The following is an 18,627-nucleotide window of genomic DNA, read 5'->3' on the forward strand; positions in this document are numbered from 1 at the left end:
CTTAGCCGGGAAGCAGTTTCCTCTTTATCTTGCGAAGGAACTCTCCCTTCTCCTCCGTAGTCTCTTCCTGCCCTACTCTGAGTGAATCCTCAAGTGTTGTGGCAGTTTCTTTCGGAATAAGCGTTGTCATCATTGTTATTTTAAGATGATTTTCGCGCTTTTTCTCTATTCTGTCATCAGCGAAACCAAATTCAATATTGGGATCGTCTGTACCGAATACAATACTATCCTCTGAAATCCAGGATCCGTTGGGGTGTATTGAAATATAAGTCTCACCATCCTCTACGGACACATCATTCCAGATTACCTGCTTGATAGTTACTATACATGTAGCAAATGCAGGATCAATACGGATATTCTGCACGCTGTCATTGCACTCTACATCCAAAGTAACCATATTATGATCATCGTATGTATCATCAGGGAAAATGGAATCATCTTCACTGTATCCATCGCCCTCATCAACATATATCTGAATCTCTTCAGCGCTTCTTGCAGTCTCGGTTGAGCCGGCAAGCTCCTTAGGAACAATTGCCGTTCTTCCTATCATCTTCCAGAGCTCGACGAAGGATTTTCTTCTACCTGTAACGTACTTCTGGAAGTCAGCTTCCTCACTGAGAAGTGACTTGATATCATCATCTGAGATACCGATCTGCTCATAGAGTGCTTTGACGTCAAGCTTGTCTCTGCTTCTGTCCTCCAGCATGTAGCTGTAAAGAGCTCTGAACGCTATCTCCTTCGGCGGTATGCATTTTCCGTAGGTCCACTCGTAATCAATGATTGTCCATATAGGACCATTAACCAGAATATTAGGGAAAATAAGATCATAATCCGTCACAGGATAATCCGGTCTGTATCCCATCCTTCGCATGTACTCTCTGAAAAGAGCGTTGAAGGAATCCATATCATCAGATTCAAGGCACGCATCAAAAAGAGCTGTAAGCGGTATACCATTTACAAATGAGAACATCGCACATCTTGATTTCTCATCAAGCTGACAATCATTGACCTCAAGATCTCCGCCTCTGTATCTCTCGCGCAGTGCGTAGTAAGCGTCCTGCATACTGAAAATGTGATCCTCAGCAGCCTCGGTAAGAGGATACTTCTTGATCAGCTTTCTTCCAAGCTTATCGACCACGATATCTGTTCTTATCTTGAACTCATCCGCGCGGTCGTTTGAATATTTGCAGTAAACAGTGTCAAACCCAGGTCCAATAATGACCTCAAAGGAATTGGCAAAATCTGCATACATTCCATCGTTTATAAGACATTCGTATGCCCTTTTCTCATTAAAAAGAAGAAGTCTGTCTCTGTCGTAATTACGTACATTATCCTGCAACTCTCCGTATGCCGGAAGATATTTATCTGAGTGAAGCGCAGTCATAAGCTTGTAGTCAGGATAAGGGTAGTAAAAATGATAATCATTCATACCACACTTCTTAAATATCCTGATAAGACCGCTTCTTGTGAAGGTTCTTGCAACTGAATCCTTGGAATAGCCCTCTATTCCATCAAAATAACCACCAAGATGATCTTCAGCAGCACCGGCGAAGTATTTAAGTCCGATCCTGTTCTCAATGGCGATAACGATTCGTCCGTCCTTCTTCAGGTGCTTCTTAAGCATGATAAGGAAATTCTCATAGGGATTCTCTGTTCCGATATATCCCTGTCCATACTCAAATACACCAATAAGGAAAATGAAATCAAAATCAGTCGGAAGATCAGGCTCGATATCCCTGAAATTACCAACATGAATGGTTACATTGTCACAATCTGAATTTCTTGTGGCATTTATCTCACTTCTGCGTCTTGAAAGATCACAGGCAATTACCTCGCCTGCCTTTTCAGAGAGCATACCTGTAATAGCACCGCAGCCGGCACCAACCTCAAGAACCTTCTCCTTGCCGGTCATGGGTATCCACTCGACAATGTTACTTCTGAGCTCTGAAAGATGATAAAGAATCGGCCAGCTTGCCTTCTTCTCGATAATCTCAGGATACTCTTCCTTCTTATGCTTTCTAACAATGTCGAATATTTCCTGCTCAACAGGACCATCACTGTACAGGTCAAGTCCTGCATAGTGCTTGAAATTCAGTTTTACATTCCCAATAAATACTTCTTCCTGCATGTCTTAATCCTTTTTAGCATCACTTACGTTAACTGTCGATTCCATATCGACATATCCAACGGTGTTCTTATCAGAAACCACCGTAATATTCAGTGCATCATAAAGACGGTGATATACAACAAAGTCGTCCTGTTCAAATCCTGTTACACCAAAGGAAACAAGATATTCGCCTCCCTGCAAAAGCATCCTCTGCGTGAATGTAATATCCTTCTCATCCCCCGCATGTACAGGCTCCAGGAACGCTTTTTCAACCATCGAATTGGTTCCTGTAATCTCTATTCCCATTACATTTTTAATTGTAAAAGCAAAAATCGGAGCATTTATATCTTTAAGGAACTTCACCTTCATGTGAATAGTGAACTCTGTTCCCTTAATAACCGAATTAGTCTTAAGTCCCTTGGAATCTGTGGCATAGAATTCCGTAATCTTCGCCGCATTATTACCATATTCAAGAAGATCCGAATTCTCAGTGGTGTTTGCAGCCTCCTGCTCTTTTTTCTCAGCTGTGGCTTCTTTATTACCATCTGCCTTCTTACCGGCAGCCTCTCTGATATCCTCATCCTCAAGCAACGACTTAAAGTCATTCTCCGGAAGCGGGTACTGACCGACAAGAACCTGTTTATAGATGTCGATCATCTTCTTAGGAGTTCCCTCGCCAAGGATAACACCCTGATTGAGAAGAACTGCCCTGTCACAGTATCTGCTTATCGTAGAAAGATCGTGGGATACGAAAAGTATCGTCTTACCCTGCTTCTTAAACTCCTCAAACTTGTGATAGCACTTAGCCTGGAAGAATACGTCTCCTACTGAAAGCGCCTCGTCTACAATAAGTATCTCAGGATCAATGTTTATTGCAACCGCAAAGGCCAGTCGCACAAACATACCGCTTGAATAGGTCTTAACAGGCTGATAAACATAGTCTCCTATATCAGCAAATTCAAGGATTGAATCCATTCTGGCTTTGATCTCTTCCTCTGAGAAGCCGATCATCATACCATTTAAGAAAATGTTATCAATTCCATTGTACTCCATATTAAAGCCGGCACCCAGCTCAAGAAGTGCTGAAATATGTCCATCAACCTCAACAGATCCGGAGGTCGGTGACAATACACCGGTAATAATCTTAAGAATTGTTGATTTTCCTGAACCGTTAGTTCCGATAATTCCAATGGTCTCACCTTTTTTAATAGTGAGATTGACGTGGTTTAGTGCAAGGTGCTCTGTGTAGCCATTTCCCTTAAGGAGACCAAGGGCATCCTTTAACCTGTCGGAATTCTTGTTATAAAGTTTATACATTTTAGTCAGATCAGAGACCTGAATCGCTATATCTTTATCCATAAAGTAGTCTTTCCGTGCCAGAAATTATCAAAGTACATCTGCAAATTGCGGTTTTGTCTTTTTGAAAATTACAGAGCCTATGCAGAACAAAGCTACAACCACTATCCAGAAATAAGTACTTGAATAGAAATGCTCAAAGAACCACTCATCGCCATAAACAGCATTCCTGTAGCCTTCAACAATATAGGTCATTGGATTAAGCTTAATAATCCACTTATACTTATCAAATCTCTCAGCATTTATATTCCACAATACAGGAGTAGCCCACTGCCCTACCTGAAGAACGATAGCAAGAATCTGGGTAAGATCTCTGAAAAACACCACAACTGCGCAGGTTGTATAGCTTAGTGATAATACCAGAATAAACTCACAAATAGCATAATAGAAAATCTGAATAGAATAAATTGTCGGATAATAACCATACATGCAGGCTACTATAAGCATTACTCCTGCAAAAAATACATGAATAAAAAGTGCTGCAATAATCTTTATCAACGGAAGGATGCTTATCTTAAAGAGCACCTTTTTAACAAGATAATTGTACTCAAGAAGAGAAGTAGTACCATTCATCCATGCTTCAGTAAAGAAAAACCAGGGCACAAGACCTGTTGTCAAAAACAGGACAAAAGGAACTTCCGTACCGCCACCGGCAAGCTGACCCTTCTGAGGTAAAAACACACTAAAAACAAACCAATACATCAAAACAGTGACCACTGGCTGAGCCAGTGCCCACACAACGCCCATATAAGAGCCGGCATATCTCTTTTTAAAATCGTTTATCGCCAATCTTTTGATGAGCTTTCTTGAATTAAAAAGCTCCACCGGAAGAACCATGAGCTTATCATACCAGGCAGTAAACAGTATCATCGACATTACGATGAGTATACATGCGCATATCTTCTTCAGCATCTCTGTATGCTGGTCTGCAAGAGGATTGGAATGCAGAACGATTATCAGCATAAGAACAAGTGCAAGAGCATAGAATATGCCAAGTCCAACCTGCTTGGGAAGCTCACTTATGATTGGCAGTTTCTCAGCTTTTCCTTTAGCCATTACTTAACTCCACGATCCTTTTTATAATCAGAAAGTGTTCCCCACTTTGTATCCTTCTCTGAAAGAGTAAGATCTGCCTCGTTCTCATAAGGCCATTCAACACCGATCTCGGGATCCTTAAAGAGGATTCCGCCTTCATCATCTGGATGATAAAAATCAGTACACTTATAAGCAAATTCAGCATAATCGGAAAGGACAAGGAAGCCATGTGCAAATCCCTTAGGAATGAAAAACTGCTTCTTATTCTCTGCTGAAAGGACAACGCCGAACCACTTACCGAAAGTAGCTGAGCCCTCGCGAAGATCTACTGCAACATCAAAAACCTCGCCCTTGATAGCTCTTACAAGCTTATCCTGAGGGAAGTTTTTCTGGAAATGAAGTCCTCTTAATACTCCCTTTTTGGATGCGGACTGATTATCCTGAACAAATTCCATGTCGATACCTATCTTCTCAAAATCTCTCTTTGAGTAGGTCTCCATGAAATAGCCTCTCTCATCTCCAAAGACCTGAGGTGTTATTACCTTAAGTCCTTCAATCTCGCATGTCTCAACATTTAACTGACCCATTTTAATTTATTCCTCCAAAATCAATTAGCATTTCCTTCTAATACGCCCGGAGCTTCATGAAGCATTCCGTGCTCATCAGGTACGAGCTCAGCATTACCTGAAGATATGCCACCTTCAGTAGGCCTGTTCTTTTCTACAGGCTCATCCGCATTTGCAGGTACCGGAACATTATCCACTACCACGACAACTGACGGTCTCTGCTCGCTCTTATCAAAAAAATCACTGGCGGTAAGAAATCCCTTGAGATTATCTCCGATCTGCTCTCCATAGGCTGTTTCCATAGTATCACCCTCGGAAACAGCAACCTCGGTCTCAGGAGCCTTTCCACTGCCTATCATGGAATTAATCTTATCTCTGTTTGCAGCATAAACTACCACTGCAATAAGAACCATAGTGGTAATTACAGCCAATATAGACAATCTGAATGTCTTAGAGTCCATTTGCTACCTCAACAAGATATTTGCCGTAGTCGGTCTTCATAAGAGGCTCAGCAAGCTTAAGAAGCTGCTCCTTGCTGATAAATCCTCTCTTGTAAGCAATCTCCTCAATACATGAAACATAAAGTCCCTGTCTCTTCTGGAATGCGCAGACGAAATCAGCAGCATCAAGAAGAGAATCATGATTTCCTGTATCAAGCCATGCAAAGCCTCGGCCCATGGTCTCAACACGGAGCTCACCTCTGCGAAGATACTCATTATTAACACTTGTTATCTCGATCTCGCCTCTGGCTGAGGGCTTTACGTTTTTAGCTATATCAATAACATCGTTGTCGTAGAAATATAATCCGGGAACCGCATAATTGCTCTTGGGATGCTCAGGCTTCTCCTCGATGGAAATAGCCTTACCATTTTCGTCAAACTCTACAACACCGTACTCTCTGGGATCACGAACATAGTATCCAAAGATTGTTGCACCCTTATCTCTGGAAGCAACCTCCTTAAGGAGCTTACTAAAGCTCTGACCATAGAAGATATTGTCACCAAGAACAAGTGCCACGCTGTCATTACCGATAAAGTCAGCACCGATAATAAATGCATCAGCAAGTCCTCTGGGCTCCTCCTGGATTGCATATGAAAATGACATTCCAAGCTGCTCACCGGTTCCGAAAAGATCCTCGAATATAGGAAGATCTCTGGGGGTAGAGATTATAAGTACCTCTCTGATCCCTGCAAGCATCAGGGTTGAAAGAGGATAATAGATCATAGGCTTGTCATATACAGGCATGATCTGTTTTGAAATCGCTCTTGTAAGCGGATAAAGTCTTGTTCCGGAACCTCCGGCAAGTATAATTCCCTTCATGGATAATACCTCCAAAATCAACAATATTAATTCAATTTATCTATATCATTGATAAACTTACACCATCTTATACTATAACATAAACGGCGTTATCTATCATTTGTTTGTGCTTAAATTCTTACTCGCTTTTACGAACTTCATCTATGATGAATGGCGGACGGGATCTGGATGCGTCAAGCGCGCGCCACACATATTCACCAAGGATTCCCAAAGTCAACATAATAAGTCCCGTTGCAAAGAGGACTACGCACATAAGTGATGCATATCCGGCTATCGGAGTTCCTACAGTAAGCTTCTCGTATATTGCGCCAATTATTCCCGCAAAGGCAGCCAACGCTACAAGAGTACCTATCATGCTTATAGCCCTGATGGGGAAGTAGGAAAAGCTCATCATGGAATCCACCACAAGCTTATACTTTTTGGCAAAGGTCCAGCGGGATTTACCTACTGTCCTGTCCTTTCTGTGGAAATAAACCCTGGCTGACTTAAAGCCAATCCACATAACCTGAAGTGTAAGGGATGAATTTTTTTCATCCATAAGCTGTATAACCTTTATAGCCTGTCTGTCCAGAAGGTAGCAGTCACAGCCACCCTGGGGCATATCTTTATTTATAGTCTTTCTTACAAGCCAGTAGTACATACCTGCAAAGAACTTCTTTACAGCACCCTCGTCTCTGTCAGCTCTTATCGCAAGAACAACCTTATTGCCTTCCTTCCATTTCTCGTAGAGATCCAGAATAAGTGTGGAATCCTCCTGAAGATCTGCCTGCTTGGTAACTGCACAGTCACCGGTGCACACAGAAAGACCTGCAAGGATCGCAGCATGCTCACCAAAGTTTCTTGAGAGTCTTGTGCAGACCACATTCTTATCCTTCGCAGCTATTTTGTTCATGATCTCCCAGGAGTTATCCCCTGATCCATCATCAACAAAAACTATCTCATAATCTCCAAGCTTCCCGAGAATTTTTTCCTTCATATCCTCGTAGAGCATCTCGAGTGTATCTGAATTGTAATACACCGGAACAACTATTGATATTTTACTCATTTTTTCTCCATGCCCGGTGAGGGCTCTATAACGCAACAATAGAGAGCCCGGTAAAATAGCCTTACCAAAGCTCTCCTGTTATATCTATATTACTGCCTAACCAATTAAATTATCAAAACTTACTGCTGTACATGTCATCGTAGTACTTCTGATAGTCTCCGCTTGTCACATGCTCCATCCAGTCCTCATGAGCAAAGAACCACTTGATTGTCTTTCTGATGCCTTCCTTGAACATTGTCTCAGGCTCCCATCCAATCTCAGCCTTAATCTTATCAGGAGCGATAGCATAACGACGATCATGTCCCTTTCTATCCTCAACATAAGTTATAAGGTCATAAGTAAGCTTCTCTTTTCTGGGATCAGAATCATCAAGGGACTCACGAAGCACGTCGATGATTGTCTGAACGATCTCAATGTTCTGCTTCTCATTGTGTCCGCCGATGTTATAGGTCTCAAAAAGTCTGCCCTTTTCCTGAACCATGTCGATCGCCTTAGCGTGATCCTCAACATAGAGCCAGTCACGAACGTTTTTACCATCACCGTAAACGGGAAGTGCCTTGCCCTCAAGTGCATTGTGGATCATAAGAGGTATAAGCTTCTCCGGGAACTGGAACGGTCCGTAATTATTGGAGCAGTTAGTAATATTTGCAGGGAACTTATATGTATCCATATAAGCCTTAACAAGCATGTCTGAGCTTGCCTTACTAGCTGAGTACGGGCTGTGGGGATCGTAAGGTGTTGTCTCATAAAAATATGCGTCAGGATCCTCAGGAAGTGAACCATAAACCTCATCTGTACTTACATGAAGGAATTTCTTACCTTCCTTATATGAGCCATCGGGAAGCTCCCATGCCTTCTTAGCTGCATTCAGCATTGTAGCTGTACCAAGAACGTTAGTCTCAACGAAAATCTCGGGATTAACGATTGATCTGTCAACATGGCTCTCAGCCGCGAAATGTACAACGCGGTCGATGTCGTTCTCCTCAAAAATCTTGTTAATAGCCTCTCTGTCGCAGATATTAGCCTTAACAAATGTATAGTTATCTCTGCCCTCTACGTCCTTGAGGTTCTCAAGGTTACCTGCATAGGTAAGGACATCCACATTGATAATGCGAATCTCATTGTCATACTTTTTAAACATGTAATGAATGTAATTGGAACCGATAAATCCGGCACCGCCTGTTACAAGATATGTTCTCATAAACCCTCCGTAATTATATACGATGAAAAATCTCTAATGTATTCTAACTGTTTAAAGAAATAAATGCAAATCCTTTAAATCATGATGTTACATCAGGTAAAAAATCAGAATTCCGCTTAAAATCAGCACCATTCCTGCAAGCTTGGATTTCGTGATCTTTTCCTTAAACACAAATCTGCTAAGAAACATAACAAGTATGTATCCCACGGGCTCAATGATCACCACATACATATATGGCATGTGTCCGTAGCAGATAATTGCCACAAGCATGGAAATGACCAGAAGTCCATAGCCACCTATAACAAGGACGTTAAGGTACTGCCTTATAAAATTAGGGTATTCCTTCCCTGAGCTTTTCTTAAGTAGTATCTGGGAAACAGATGCAAGGAGCTGCCCAAACAGCGCAAGTATTATGAAAGGAATCATTTTGCTCCTCCCTTCATCTCTTCGCTAGCATCAGCTTCTTCCGAAGGTCTGTTAAGAATAATAGTTCCTGCTATAACCAGTGCCACGCCTACTATCTTAGGCACAGTCACCTTTTCATGAAATAGCCATACACTCCAAAGAAGTGACCACAGAAGGGTCATCGCCTTATTGGCATAGGCTATTGAAAGCTCGAAGCGCTTTAAAAGCTGCTGCCACATAACGGCATAAATTCCAAGCACCGCAAAATCCAACAGATAAAGCAGTATAAATTCTTTTGATAAAATTCTGTAATTCGATACAAGCTTACTGATAACAGTAGTAAGTGAATATATCAGTACAGCTCCCTGAAGTACCAGAATTGCAGTAAGTCCGTTCTTTTTCATAATTATCCGTAGATCACCTCTGCAAAATGAGTGGCGATAACCTTATTGGCATCCTTGTTTACATGAATGTTATCTAGAAGATAATCCGCACTGTTACCCTCATCAATTGTTCCATAGTAGTTATCCACAAAGGAAACACCGGTCTCACCGCAGGTATCTATCATATGCTGAAGATATGTTGTAAGCTTACCGTTACCAAAGTCTACTCTGTCGCCATTTTTCAGAACTCCGTCTGAGTCATAGGCATAGCAGAAGGTAAAGGACATGCAGACGATTCTGATAAAAGGATATTTTTCCTGAATCATTTTTATTCCTGAATCAAGGGCGCCCATATATGTCATGGGATCCATCGGATTACCGGGATTCATTCCGGGGCGAAGCTTTATATAATCAGTTGCATCGTAGTAGATTACAAGCGTATCCACAGTATTCATATCCAGAGTGGCAAGCTTCTCGGCTTGTTCCTGCATGGTATTATCACCAAGTCCCCATGTGGAGTCGACGATGCTCTGTACATTACCCTCCGTAAGTCCCTTGGCAATACTGTAAAAGCTGAGGCCATCATAGTAATCTCCCTCGCCCTCAGGGCTTGCAAGAGCCATGGTACTGCCTGAAAAACCGGCATTTATAACCTCAGCACCTGTCTTATCAGCTATCTGAGCACAGACACCGTCCTCTGACATGTCATAGGTAATCGCATCATTACCGAGCACAAGGATTGTCTCCTTGCCATCATCCTCGTGGCCTTCCCTTTTTTCAGAAGGAAGTAAAAAGATCTGATCGAGACGCTCAACCTCATACTCGGAAGCATCTACCTCAACCTGCTCCAGCTCTCTTCCCTTGTTCCACTTAACCAGCTTGATCGCTCCAAAAGCAATAAGTGCGACTATCAGTCCCAGTACAACAAGGTGGACCCATCCGGATATTCCGCCTTCACTGTTCTCTTTTTTCCTTCTCTTATCTGATCTGAAATCCGCCATAAAAACCTCTCTTTAATACTCCTCCGAAAAGAGCGCCTCGAAATCAAACTCCTCCACAATGCGTCTCATTTCATTAAGCTCATTTTCAAATTCCTCGATATTCTTAACCTCATGCGTTCCATCTGCGAAGCATTCAGTCATATATCGGTTGATCCTTGGATTATAGTGCGTATAATCCGCATAATTGTTTAAGTCTGTCACTACTTCTTCCATATTCTGAAAATAGAACAGATGCACATTATCATACTGCAAAAGCTCATTTGCCGCAAATTTGTACTGATTCATTGTGGCTTCCATATGGTTTTCCGTAAGCACATTATTCCAGTAAAGAATGCTATAGGGCGGGAAAAAGATATAAAAATCAGTATCCGGATTATCTCTTATGAAGGGAAGAATATTCACATCGATATTCTCCTTCGTCTTTGGAAGTAAAAGTTCCGGATCCATCTCCTCACTCACAGGCTCAGGAGCCTCATAGCCATGCATTACATATTGGATATTGTAGTAATCCTCTGTCCACCAGCTGGCATAGACCTCCGATAAGTTCGTTCCCTTCTTCTGGATGATCGGCTTCAAAATATATTCAAGCAAAACATCCTTATTCCACAGGTACTTAACATCATTTATCGGATTCTTATCGTAGAGGTACATGGGAAGCTCATACTTGATCTCATCCACCTCTGCTGTGAGAGTAGGAATATCCAGCCCCAGGAAAACCGCCTTAACCTTATTATTCTTCCTGGCAGGAGTCTTCTCATCAAATACAATGCTGAGAATATTGTAATCATCCCTCGGATAAGCACCGCTATAGGAAAGCTTAAGCGTATTTAGCCCCATAAGCTCATTAAAATCATCTGTATGAAAATTAACTGTCATGGATGACCCTATGATACAGCTGTCATAATCCATCCGCTCTGCCATCCCGGGATTCTGAGAGAGCTGGTTATCAACAATATACGGAAATCCCGGGAGAGGTGCATGATAATGGAAAAACGGATCTATATAAATAACAAGAGCCGAAACCATTATTAAAATCAACAGCACCACACATATAAAACGTCTTATGAAGTTTTTTCCACCTTTGCTTTTTAAGCTCATATATGATCACCAAATTAAAAATTCACATAAAGGAAGGTACTTACTCCGCCAAGACTAAGCACGCACCAGACAAACAGTATACCGTACGCTACGGATACTGCCCACTTTTTCATCTTGTTTTTATCATCTTCAGAGGTTATTACATTCGCGCTTCCTGCAGCAATCTTCTTCGCGGTTTTGCCCCAGAACACTAAAAGCGCAGACACACAGAGAATTATCCACATGCAGATGTAATTACTCTTGTTCCAGTTAGGAATGGGCGTAACCTTAAAGACATACCATATCTCATCCACCATGAAGCATTCAGCAAATTTAATGGATATATGGAGCCCGCTCCAGGCATCAGGGTTAACTATTTTGCAAAGAAGAGTCATGGCATCTGAAAGTGAAGGTGCTCTGAAGAACACCCACGCAGCCGTCACATACATAAAGGTAAGGAGCACCTTCAAAGGATTTTTCCTTCCACTGCCTTTCTCTTTTCCACATATTCTTGTAAGGACCATCAGAACACCGTGCATCATTCCCCATACAATAAAGGTCAGCCCTGTTCCGTGCCAGATACCGCTTATAAAGAACACTATCAGAATATTTAAATAGGTTCTGACTACTCCCTTCCTGCTTCCGCCAAGGGGGATATAGATATATCTTGTAAAAAACTTAGTAAGCGAAATATGCCATCTGTCCCAGAATTCTGCGATATTCCCGGAGGTATAGGGAGCATCGAAGTTCATCTGAAGCTCCATTCCAAGCATTCTGCATATTCCCTCCGCCATATCACAATAGCCGCTAAAATCAAAGTAAAGCTGAAAGGAATAAGAAACCGCAAGAATAACTGCATCCAGCGCTGTCATCCCTGCGAGGCCCGCGTAGCCAAAATCCACAGCCTCACCAAGGACCTGCGCCAGGATTACCTTTTTGAAAAGTCCCAGCGTAAAGAGCATTATTCCTGCTGATATATCATCCGAATTAATTCTTCCGGAAGGTAACTTTTCAAGCCCCTCCTTTATGCTCTTATGGTCCGCGATAGGTCCCTGAAGGATTTTGGGGAAGAAGGTGATATAGCTAAGGTAATCCAATGCATCAAAGCTATCCTCTTTTCCCAGGTCAGCCACATACATTATCTGTGAGAAGGTATAAAAGCTTATGGCTACAGGCATAACTCCTGTTCCAAAGTATTTAAAGAAACAAAGAAGGATAACATTTAAGATAATTGCAGAAATCTTATAGAGTCTTATGAGCCAGTCATCTGTATTTCCGTTGCATTTTTTAAGTCTCCTGGAAATTCTGAATGAAAACAGGAAGTTACCAAGTATACTGCTGCCGAAAATCAGCACGCTAAACTGTCCGTACCCCACGAAAAAAAAGGCTGACATCGCTATCAGCCAAATTTTCATAAGCTTCTCCTTAAAACCATTCTCAGGATAAAAGCTCTGAATCACCCATACTCCGGCCAAAAACACCGGCAAAAATATGAAGATAAAAGAATATGAATTAAATGTCATATTTACCTGCTACCACGGGCGCTCATTACTGAACGTACTCCGCATCCTCGTAAATGTTATAGCCCTCAACATTATCAACAAGTGTAAGTCCCATTTCCTCAAGGGGTACATCTATTTTCTTACTCTCATGCATAACTATATATCTGCATTGCGCCTGCCTTGTTGCCTCAAGAAGCTCCTCGGCATTTATGACCTCAGTGTTTTCAAAGGCCTCATGAACCGCATTGTAATAGTTCCAGTGAATAATATCACGGCCATAGGGCATGAGAATATTTGTATCATACTGTCTTACATACTGTAAAAGCTCTGATGGGAAAACCGCTCTGACCCTGGGTTCTGTCTCCTCAGGTCTTATCACATCACATATTTTCACAACAAGCTGCGGAATATGATAGGCATTTTCTGCCTTGAACATATTCTCATTTTTATAAACAAGACTTCCGCACAGAATAATCGCCGCACTGACAGCAACAAGTCCAATGCGTTTATGATTCATGAAAAGCTTGCAGCCGGCATACGCTATACATGCCCCGATGGGAATCAGCCACATAAGTCTGTAGTAGGTGTCCCCGCCATCGCTCAAAACCCTCACGTACACCTTTCTGGTGAGCGGAATAAAAAATCCCACAAGCACCATAAGCGGAGCAACGGCTATAACAAGTCTTTTCCTATTATCCTTTTCAGCGATCAGAAGATAGATCAGTGATGCAACAAAAAGTGCCAGAAGATACCCGTTACCACCGTATTGTTTAAAGATATCCCAGCACTCCATAAAAATTCCGTACATAAAATGTCTCCCCTGGATATTTTTAAAGAGAAGTATAAATTAGCAGATATACTCCCGTCGGAATTACTGACAGCAAAGCTTTGGGAATAATCCTAAAGTCTCTGGTGTAAATGAGAAGCAAAAATGAAAAAAGTCCTGCCAGAGCTGTTCCAAATATGATTCCCATGGAGCTCATTATTCCTGCTGCCATGTTAAGGAAAAACAGTAGCAGCCAGGTGCTGTTTCTTACAATTCTAAGTCCTCCCGCTGTCTCTTCCTTCCACAAAAATCCGGGCTTTCTGCAGTCGTCAAACATCCACAAAAAGAGCCAGATAACAAAAGGAATGACAAAGTTCGCAACCATGGCCTTTCCCTGCCAGGTTCTCATCATGAGGAATGTCTCAGGTGTATAGATTGAAGTATTTCCAAACATTGTAAACACCGAGATAAAGATCATATATACAGGAATCATGTCCTGTCTGACACCGAGCAGGATGCGTCCCATCTCAAGATAGATCAGATAAACCATGGGAATTATGAGAAGCGGCATAATAGTATGAGATACTATAGTCGCATGAATTCCACTCATTTTAGCTATAAAGGCTATCCAAAGAGGAAATACCGCCATGGCATGTCTGATATCAAGCGCGGTGGAGCTTCCTGTATAGGGAAGAATGGTGTTCATAACATCCGCCTGCTGAGCCAGAAGTGATTCCACAACGTAGTAGGAATCGTCTCCATCAAAGGGTGCCATTGTCACTGCCTTATACAGCTGGAAAAGTACTATTAGGAAAAATATCCCCCAATACAACAAGCTTTCTCTTGTGTACTGAAATTTCATAACCCTCACGTCAGTCCTTGGACTCATGAGGGCTTCGGGCTTTGATCTCTCATCTCCCGGAAAAAACAGATAGAACAGATTGCTGTTTTTATCATATTCTCTCTGGATTTCCCAAATCTTAGAGGCATAGCCTGCTATCGCAAGAATACCCTCTATACTTGCAAACACGATGGTGCACTTATGAAAAGCCCCATATTGTATCCTGATCATGCACCAGATGGCGATGACCTCGAATACAGCAAAGGACAAAAGATATCCGCATAAAAAATTTATCCCGATGGTCTTTTTGGTGGTGGGCAATATTTTCTGAATTAAAAGTCCCATCCCCATCGGAACTATAAAAAGCCATAATATTAGAGCAAGAGCGGATAATACCACCATACTCAGTTGACCTCCTCGCGCAACATTGCCTTCAAGTGCTCTGTAAAGATATTGATACCTGTGAGGTTCTCTCCACCTCTGGGAATAATAAGATCTGCGTACTTTTTACTGGGCTCTACAAACTGCTCATGCATAGGCTTAACTGTTTCTGAATACTGAGTCAGAACTGAAGCCACGCTTCTTGCACGCTCTATGGTATCTCTTCTGATACGGCGCATAAGTCTCTCGTCTGCATCAGTGTCAACGAATACCTTTACATCCATAAGATCTCTTAACTGCTTATTTTCAAGAATAAGAATACCCTCAAGAAGTATAACCGGCTTGGGAATTACATGTACGGTCTGCTCGGATCTGTTGTGAATAGCGTAATCATAAACCGGGATATCAACTTCCTCACCATTTTTCAGCCTCATTACATCACGAATCAGAAGCTCTGTATCAAAAGATGACGGATGATCGTAGTTAAGTCTTGATCTCTCATCATAAGAAAGATCGTTGTGAGCCTTATAGTATGAGTCATGGCTTATTACCACGATATCATCACCAAACTGTTCTCTGATTCTGTTTACGATGGTGGTCTTTCCGGAAGCAGAACCTCCAGCTATTCCTACGATACAAATTTTATTCATAAAACCTCTCTCTTTCACGGATCATTCCTCTATCTCATAGTTGTGAGAAGACTCACAGTATATATGAGAGAGCACTTCACCGCTTTCATTATCATAAGTTATAAGTTGAACATCCTCACTTAAATGATCATCATCATATAAGAAATTATTGTTCTCATCTGATGTAAGATACAACAAACGGAATCTTTTCTCAATAGGAATATATGTCATTTCTCCCATTGAGGTGGTCATATTTTCGATTGGCTCATAGTCCACAGCCTCATAAATATTGCCTGAAGCCCTGTCTACAAGCAGGAAATACTGCTGATGATTATTGGCAGCCTGTTCTATTTTATCCGTTCCCGACAAATTTGAAACAATATGTCTAAACCACGGATCCTGTAATGCAGGTGAATCCTCTGTAAGATACAGGATAGCACTGGCCTTGTTAAGCGAAAGCATGTTGAGCTGTGTGGAAAGCTGTCTGTATCTTACTGACTTATCCTTAAGCTCGTCATTATAATCCGCAAGGAGCTGATCCCACTTTGAATACTCTGCATCTCCTCTGTGATCAGGAAGATCGGCATTCTCAGAAAGCCATGCCCCGATATAATCAGTAACCTTCTTAGCTCCTGTAGTTGACAGATGACCGGGGTCACTAAGATCAACCTTGGGATCGATTATGTCTCCCATCTGAAGCATGTTGATATAAGGCACTCCATAGGCCTCCGCTATGTCTGCTGCTGAATTGGCGGACTGAAAATCCTGAGGCTCTCCAGCAAAGGGAAGGAAAGTTAAAACAATTCCTATGCCGTCTCTCTGGCACTCATCTATGATCTTCATAAGGTACTCCTCGCACACAGTGTGCTCCGGAAGTCTTGCCTCATTATCATATTCATAGTCGTAGGTAATATCATCCTCAAGCTCGTGCTTCATCTCAGCACCCATGAGCATGTTGTACTCGGATTTTCCTGTAAGCTTCTGGAAATCCTTCTGCTCCAGTTCATTCCATCTGTTGTGATAAACGATAAAATCAAACAGATACTGCTTCTGTATCTCCGGATCATGTACAAGATCCTTAACTGCTGCCATTTTGAGCTTACTAAGCGGATATGCGTCCATATTGAGGTGGAGCTGACTTATGGCTGCCTGTCTGAACTCCTCGGGAGTCTCCTCGTACATCTCATCAATGTACTCATAGTTTCTGTCCATCATAAAGCAGTCAACAACCACATAATCGGGCTTGCAGTAATCAAGCGCTCTTATTAGCTGCCAGTAGCTCTCCTTTAGCAGGCTTCCGTGACCTCCAAGATTGTAGGATGTTATTCCATATTCCTCATAAAGATCCAGCGGATTTATACCGTTTATAACATGCGACGATCCGATGAAAAGTACATCAAGATGGTCTTGTTTTGCTTCTTCAAAGAAGTCCTTGTTTTTCATGTAACTGGTCTTGCGCTCAGTCACAAGCATTACCGTTACAAGTACGCCTGCAAGCAGCACAAGAAATATAAATGTTTTTATAATAAGAATCAGTTTTCTCTTCATGACGTAATTCCTTAAAAGTTCTGATAAATAAAGCCGGCAGCATCATATCCGGGTCCCCATATTCCACAGGTTACGATAAGAACCACAGCTGCAATATATATAAGCCACCTGAGCCATATGCCCTGGTTTTTGATCTTCTCTGCTATGCTAATTCCATATTTATTGGCTATATCCACACCTATAAGAAGCCCAATGGATGCCATAAGTAGAAGCACGTTAGGTCTGTCCAGGCCAAGCTCATAAATTGTGCCCTTTGAAATAAACCACGGTGCAGGCTTCCAGATATTAAGAACCATGTACACAGCAGCCTTGATATCCTGAACCCTGAAGAATATCCATGCAATATTTACCAGCATGAAGGTGATGATAATCTTTATAAGCCTGTGTGAAAAGCTGTTCTTTTGTACCTTGAATACTTCACAAAGCTTCTCTCTTGCCGGTGCAAGCATATGACCTGCAACCTGGTAAACTCCGTGAAGAAGTCCCCATATTGCAAAGGTATAATTAGCGCCATGCCAGATTCCACTCAATATAAACACTATCAAAATGTTGATATATTTTCTTGTTTTACCCTTCCTGTTTCCCCCAAGAGGAATATATACGTAATCTTTAAACCATGATGAGAGGGAGATATGCCATCTTCTCCAGAATTCCTGCACGTTGGCCGAAAGATAAGGAGCATTAAAGTTCTTCATAAGATCAAAGCCCAGAACCTTGGCACATCCAATGGCAATATTACTGTATCCGCCAAAGTCACAGTAAATTTCAAAGGTATAGAGAATTGAAGCAATAAGTGTGGCCGTTCCTGCATATTTAACAGGATCACCATATATTGTTCCAACGATAATAGCGCATCTGTCTGCTATCACCATTTTCATGAAATAGCCCCACATCATCTGAAGCAGGCCGTCTCTCATTCTCTCATATGAAAAGTCGTGAGGCTCCCTGAACTGTCTGAGCATGTGTCCTGCACGCTCTATGGGACCTGATGTAATCTGAGGGAAAAAGGAAATAAACAGCGCCAGAATAAAGAAATTCTTCTCTGCATAAAGGTCTCCCCTGTAAACATCAACCATATAGCCTATGGCCATGAACATGAAGAATGACATTCCCACAGCTGAGAGGAAGGTCAGGCCACTATATTTGGAAAGACCAAGTATTATCAGGTTTGAAATGATCACAACAGCAAGAACAGCCTTCCGCTTTGCATCTTCAAACTTTTCCATGATCCTTGCGCCAAAGTATACAGAAAGCGATGTAAATAAAAGAATCGGAAATCCTCGTAAATCCAGTGAAAGATAAAATCCCCAGCTAATCAAAAAAAGCCAGATATGTCGAAACTTAGCGGGAATCAAAAAATAGATGAGCGCCATAGCCGGCAAAAAGATTAAAAACTCGAAAGAAATCAACTGCATTGTTCGACCTCATAGTATAAAAATGTGCGGATATAATTCCGCCTAAATT

18 protein-coding genes are annotated in these 18,627 nt (G+C 41.8%); all 18 read right to left on the reverse strand.

Annotation, left to right across the window (positions count from 1 at the left end; translation table 11 throughout):
- Nucleotide 1 precedes the first annotated feature (1 nt).
- A complete protein-coding gene (locus G587_RS25030; RefSeq protein WP_081673338.1) occupies nucleotides 2-2,128 on the reverse strand; it encodes a class I SAM-dependent methyltransferase in 2,127 nt (708 codons plus the stop codon).
- A 3-nt stretch (nucleotides 2,129-2,131) separates the two neighbouring features.
- Nucleotides 2,132-3,466, reverse strand: coding sequence for an ABC transporter ATP-binding protein (locus G587_RS0106390; protein WP_026491545.1), 1,335 nt, complete (start codon nucleotides 3,464-3,466; stop codon nucleotides 2,132-2,134).
- Nucleotides 3,467-3,493: 27 nt separating this feature from the next.
- Entirely contained in the window at nucleotides 3,494-4,519 is a 1,026-nt protein-coding gene (locus G587_RS0106395; RefSeq protein WP_026491546.1) for an ABC transporter permease, read from the reverse strand.
- Entirely contained in the window at nucleotides 4,519-5,085 is a 567-nt protein-coding gene (gene rfbC / locus G587_RS0106400) for a dTDP-4-dehydrorhamnose 3,5-epimerase (RefSeq protein ID WP_026491547.1), read from the reverse strand. Before rfbC ends, G587_RS0106395 begins: the two co-directional genes overlap by 1 nt.
- A 20-nt stretch (nucleotides 5,086-5,105) precedes the next feature.
- Nucleotides 5,106-5,525 carry a hypothetical protein gene (locus G587_RS0106405; RefSeq protein ID WP_026491548.1) on the reverse strand — a complete coding sequence of 140 codons (420 nt, stop codon included), beginning with the start codon at nucleotides 5,523-5,525 and terminating at the stop codon, nucleotides 5,106-5,108.
- Nucleotides 5,515-6,384, reverse strand: a complete 870-nt coding sequence (gene rfbA / locus G587_RS0106410; RefSeq protein ID WP_026491549.1) for a glucose-1-phosphate thymidylyltransferase RfbA — start codon at nucleotides 6,382-6,384, stop codon at nucleotides 5,515-5,517. The genes G587_RS0106405 and rfbA overlap by 11 nt, the downstream gene beginning before the upstream one ends.
- Before the next feature lie 118 nt (nucleotides 6,385-6,502).
- Nucleotides 6,503-7,429 carry a glycosyltransferase family 2 protein gene (locus G587_RS0106415; protein WP_026491550.1) on the reverse strand — a complete coding sequence of 309 codons (927 nt, stop codon included), beginning with the start codon at nucleotides 7,427-7,429 and terminating at the stop codon, nucleotides 6,503-6,505.
- A 112-nt stretch (nucleotides 7,430-7,541) separates the two neighbouring features.
- The gene (gene rfbB, locus G587_RS0106420; RefSeq protein WP_026491551.1) at nucleotides 7,542-8,630 is read right to left on the reverse strand and encodes a dTDP-glucose 4,6-dehydratase; all 1,089 of its coding nucleotides are present in this window, start codon (nucleotides 8,628-8,630) and stop codon (nucleotides 7,542-7,544) included.
- A gap of 87 nt (nucleotides 8,631-8,717) precedes the next feature.
- Entirely contained in the window at nucleotides 8,718-9,056 is a 339-nt protein-coding gene (locus G587_RS0106425; RefSeq protein ID WP_026491552.1) for a multidrug ABC transporter, read from the reverse strand.
- Nucleotides 9,053-9,439: an EamA family transporter gene (locus tag G587_RS0106430; RefSeq protein WP_026664294.1), complete on the reverse strand. Its 387-nt coding sequence runs from the start codon at nucleotides 9,437-9,439 to the stop codon at nucleotides 9,053-9,055. The genes G587_RS0106425 and G587_RS0106430 overlap by 4 nt, the downstream gene beginning before the upstream one ends.
- Before the next feature lie 2 nt (nucleotides 9,440-9,441).
- The gene (locus tag G587_RS0106435; RefSeq protein WP_026491554.1) at nucleotides 9,442-10,419 is read right to left on the reverse strand and encodes an SGNH/GDSL hydrolase family protein; all 978 of its coding nucleotides are present in this window, start codon (nucleotides 10,417-10,419) and stop codon (nucleotides 9,442-9,444) included.
- Between the two features lie 12 nt (nucleotides 10,420-10,431).
- A complete protein-coding gene (locus tag G587_RS0106440; protein ID WP_035785999.1) occupies nucleotides 10,432-11,517 on the reverse strand; it encodes a hypothetical protein in 1,086 nt (361 codons plus the stop codon).
- A gap of 14 nt (nucleotides 11,518-11,531) precedes the next feature.
- Entirely contained in the window at nucleotides 11,532-12,911 is a 1,380-nt protein-coding gene (locus G587_RS21680) for an MBOAT family O-acyltransferase (RefSeq protein WP_196812525.1), read from the reverse strand.
- Between the two features lie 133 nt (nucleotides 12,912-13,044).
- Nucleotides 13,045-13,806 carry a hypothetical protein gene (locus tag G587_RS0106450; protein WP_026491557.1) on the reverse strand — a complete coding sequence of 254 codons (762 nt, stop codon included), beginning with the start codon at nucleotides 13,804-13,806 and terminating at the stop codon, nucleotides 13,045-13,047.
- 22 nt (nucleotides 13,807-13,828) lie between these two features.
- Nucleotides 13,829-15,007: a DUF6077 domain-containing protein gene (locus tag G587_RS0106455; RefSeq protein WP_026491558.1), complete on the reverse strand. Its 1,179-nt coding sequence runs from the start codon at nucleotides 15,005-15,007 to the stop codon at nucleotides 13,829-13,831.
- A gap of 2 nt (nucleotides 15,008-15,009) precedes the next feature.
- The gene (udk, locus tag G587_RS0106460; RefSeq protein WP_026491559.1) at nucleotides 15,010-15,636 is read right to left on the reverse strand and encodes a uridine kinase; all 627 of its coding nucleotides are present in this window, start codon (nucleotides 15,634-15,636) and stop codon (nucleotides 15,010-15,012) included.
- A 21-nt stretch (nucleotides 15,637-15,657) separates the two neighbouring features.
- Nucleotides 15,658-17,163 carry a hypothetical protein gene (locus G587_RS0106465; protein WP_026491560.1) on the reverse strand — a complete coding sequence of 502 codons (1,506 nt, stop codon included), beginning with the start codon at nucleotides 17,161-17,163 and terminating at the stop codon, nucleotides 15,658-15,660.
- 11 nt (nucleotides 17,164-17,174) lie between these two features.
- The gene (locus G587_RS0106470) at nucleotides 17,175-18,389 is read right to left on the reverse strand and encodes an MBOAT family O-acyltransferase (protein WP_196812526.1); all 1,215 of its coding nucleotides are present in this window, start codon (nucleotides 18,387-18,389) and stop codon (nucleotides 17,175-17,177) included.
- Nucleotides 18,390-18,627 lie beyond the last annotated feature (238 nt).

It is taken from the genome of Butyrivibrio sp. XPD2002 (assembly GCF_000423945.1).
GTDB lineage: Bacteria > Bacillota > Clostridia > Lachnospirales > Lachnospiraceae > Butyrivibrio.

Bases quoted from the DNA above. Each gene is read 5' to 3' on its own strand.
- G587_RS0106425 (WP_026491552.1), bottom strand. From the start codon at position 9,056: ATGATTCCTTTCATAATACTTGCGCTGTTTGGGCAGCTCCTTGCATCT.
- G587_RS0106395 (WP_026491546.1), bottom strand. From the start codon at position 4,519: ATGGCTAAAGGAAAAGCTGAGAAACTGCCAATCATAAGTGAGCTTCCC.
- G587_RS0106415 (WP_026491550.1), bottom strand. From the start codon at position 7,429: ATGAGTAAAATATCAATAGTTGTTCCGGTGTATTACAATTCAGATACA.
- rfbC (WP_026491547.1), bottom strand. From the start codon at position 5,085: ATGGGTCAGTTAAATGTTGAGACATGCGAGATTGAAGGACTTAAGGTA.
- G587_RS0106450 (WP_026491557.1), bottom strand. From the start codon at position 13,806: ATGTACGGAATTTTTATGGAGTGCTGGGATATCTTTAAACAATACGGT.
- G587_RS25030 (WP_081673338.1), bottom strand. From the start codon at position 2,128: ATGCAGGAAGAAGTATTTATTGGGAATGTAAAACTGAATTTCAAGCAC.
- G587_RS0106390 (WP_026491545.1), bottom strand. From the start codon at position 3,466: ATGGATAAAGATATAGCGATTCAGGTCTCTGATCTGACTAAAATGTAT.
- G587_RS0106455 (WP_026491558.1), bottom strand. From the start codon at position 15,007: ATGGTGGTATTATCCGCTCTTGCTCTAATATTATGGCTTTTTATAGTT.
- rfbA (WP_026491549.1), bottom strand. From the start codon at position 6,384: ATGAAGGGAATTATACTTGCCGGAGGTTCCGGAACAAGACTTTATCCG.
- G587_RS0106440 (WP_035785999.1), bottom strand. From the start codon at position 11,517: ATGAGCTTAAAAAGCAAAGGTGGAAAAAACTTCATAAGACGTTTTATA.
- G587_RS0106470 (WP_196812526.1), bottom strand. From the start codon at position 18,389: ATGGAAAAGTTTGAAGATGCAAAGCGGAAGGCTGTTCTTGCTGTTGTG.
- G587_RS0106435 (WP_026491554.1), bottom strand. From the start codon at position 10,419: ATGGCGGATTTCAGATCAGATAAGAGAAGGAAAAAAGAGAACAGTGAA.
- udk (WP_026491559.1), bottom strand. From the start codon at position 15,636: ATGAATAAAATTTGTATCGTAGGAATAGCTGGAGGTTCTGCTTCCGGA.
- G587_RS21680 (WP_196812525.1), bottom strand. From the start codon at position 12,911: ATGAAAATTTGGCTGATAGCGATGTCAGCCTTTTTTTTCGTGGGGTAC.
- rfbB (WP_026491551.1), bottom strand. From the start codon at position 8,630: ATGAGAACATATCTTGTAACAGGCGGTGCCGGATTTATCGGTTCCAAT.
- G587_RS0106465 (WP_026491560.1), bottom strand. From the start codon at position 17,163: ATGAAGAGAAAACTGATTCTTATTATAAAAACATTTATATTTCTTGTG.
- G587_RS0106405 (WP_026491548.1), bottom strand. From the start codon at position 5,525: ATGGACTCTAAGACATTCAGATTGTCTATATTGGCTGTAATTACCACT.
- G587_RS0106430 (WP_026664294.1), bottom strand. From the start codon at position 9,439: ATGAAAAAGAACGGACTTACTGCAATTCTGGTACTTCAGGGAGCTGTA.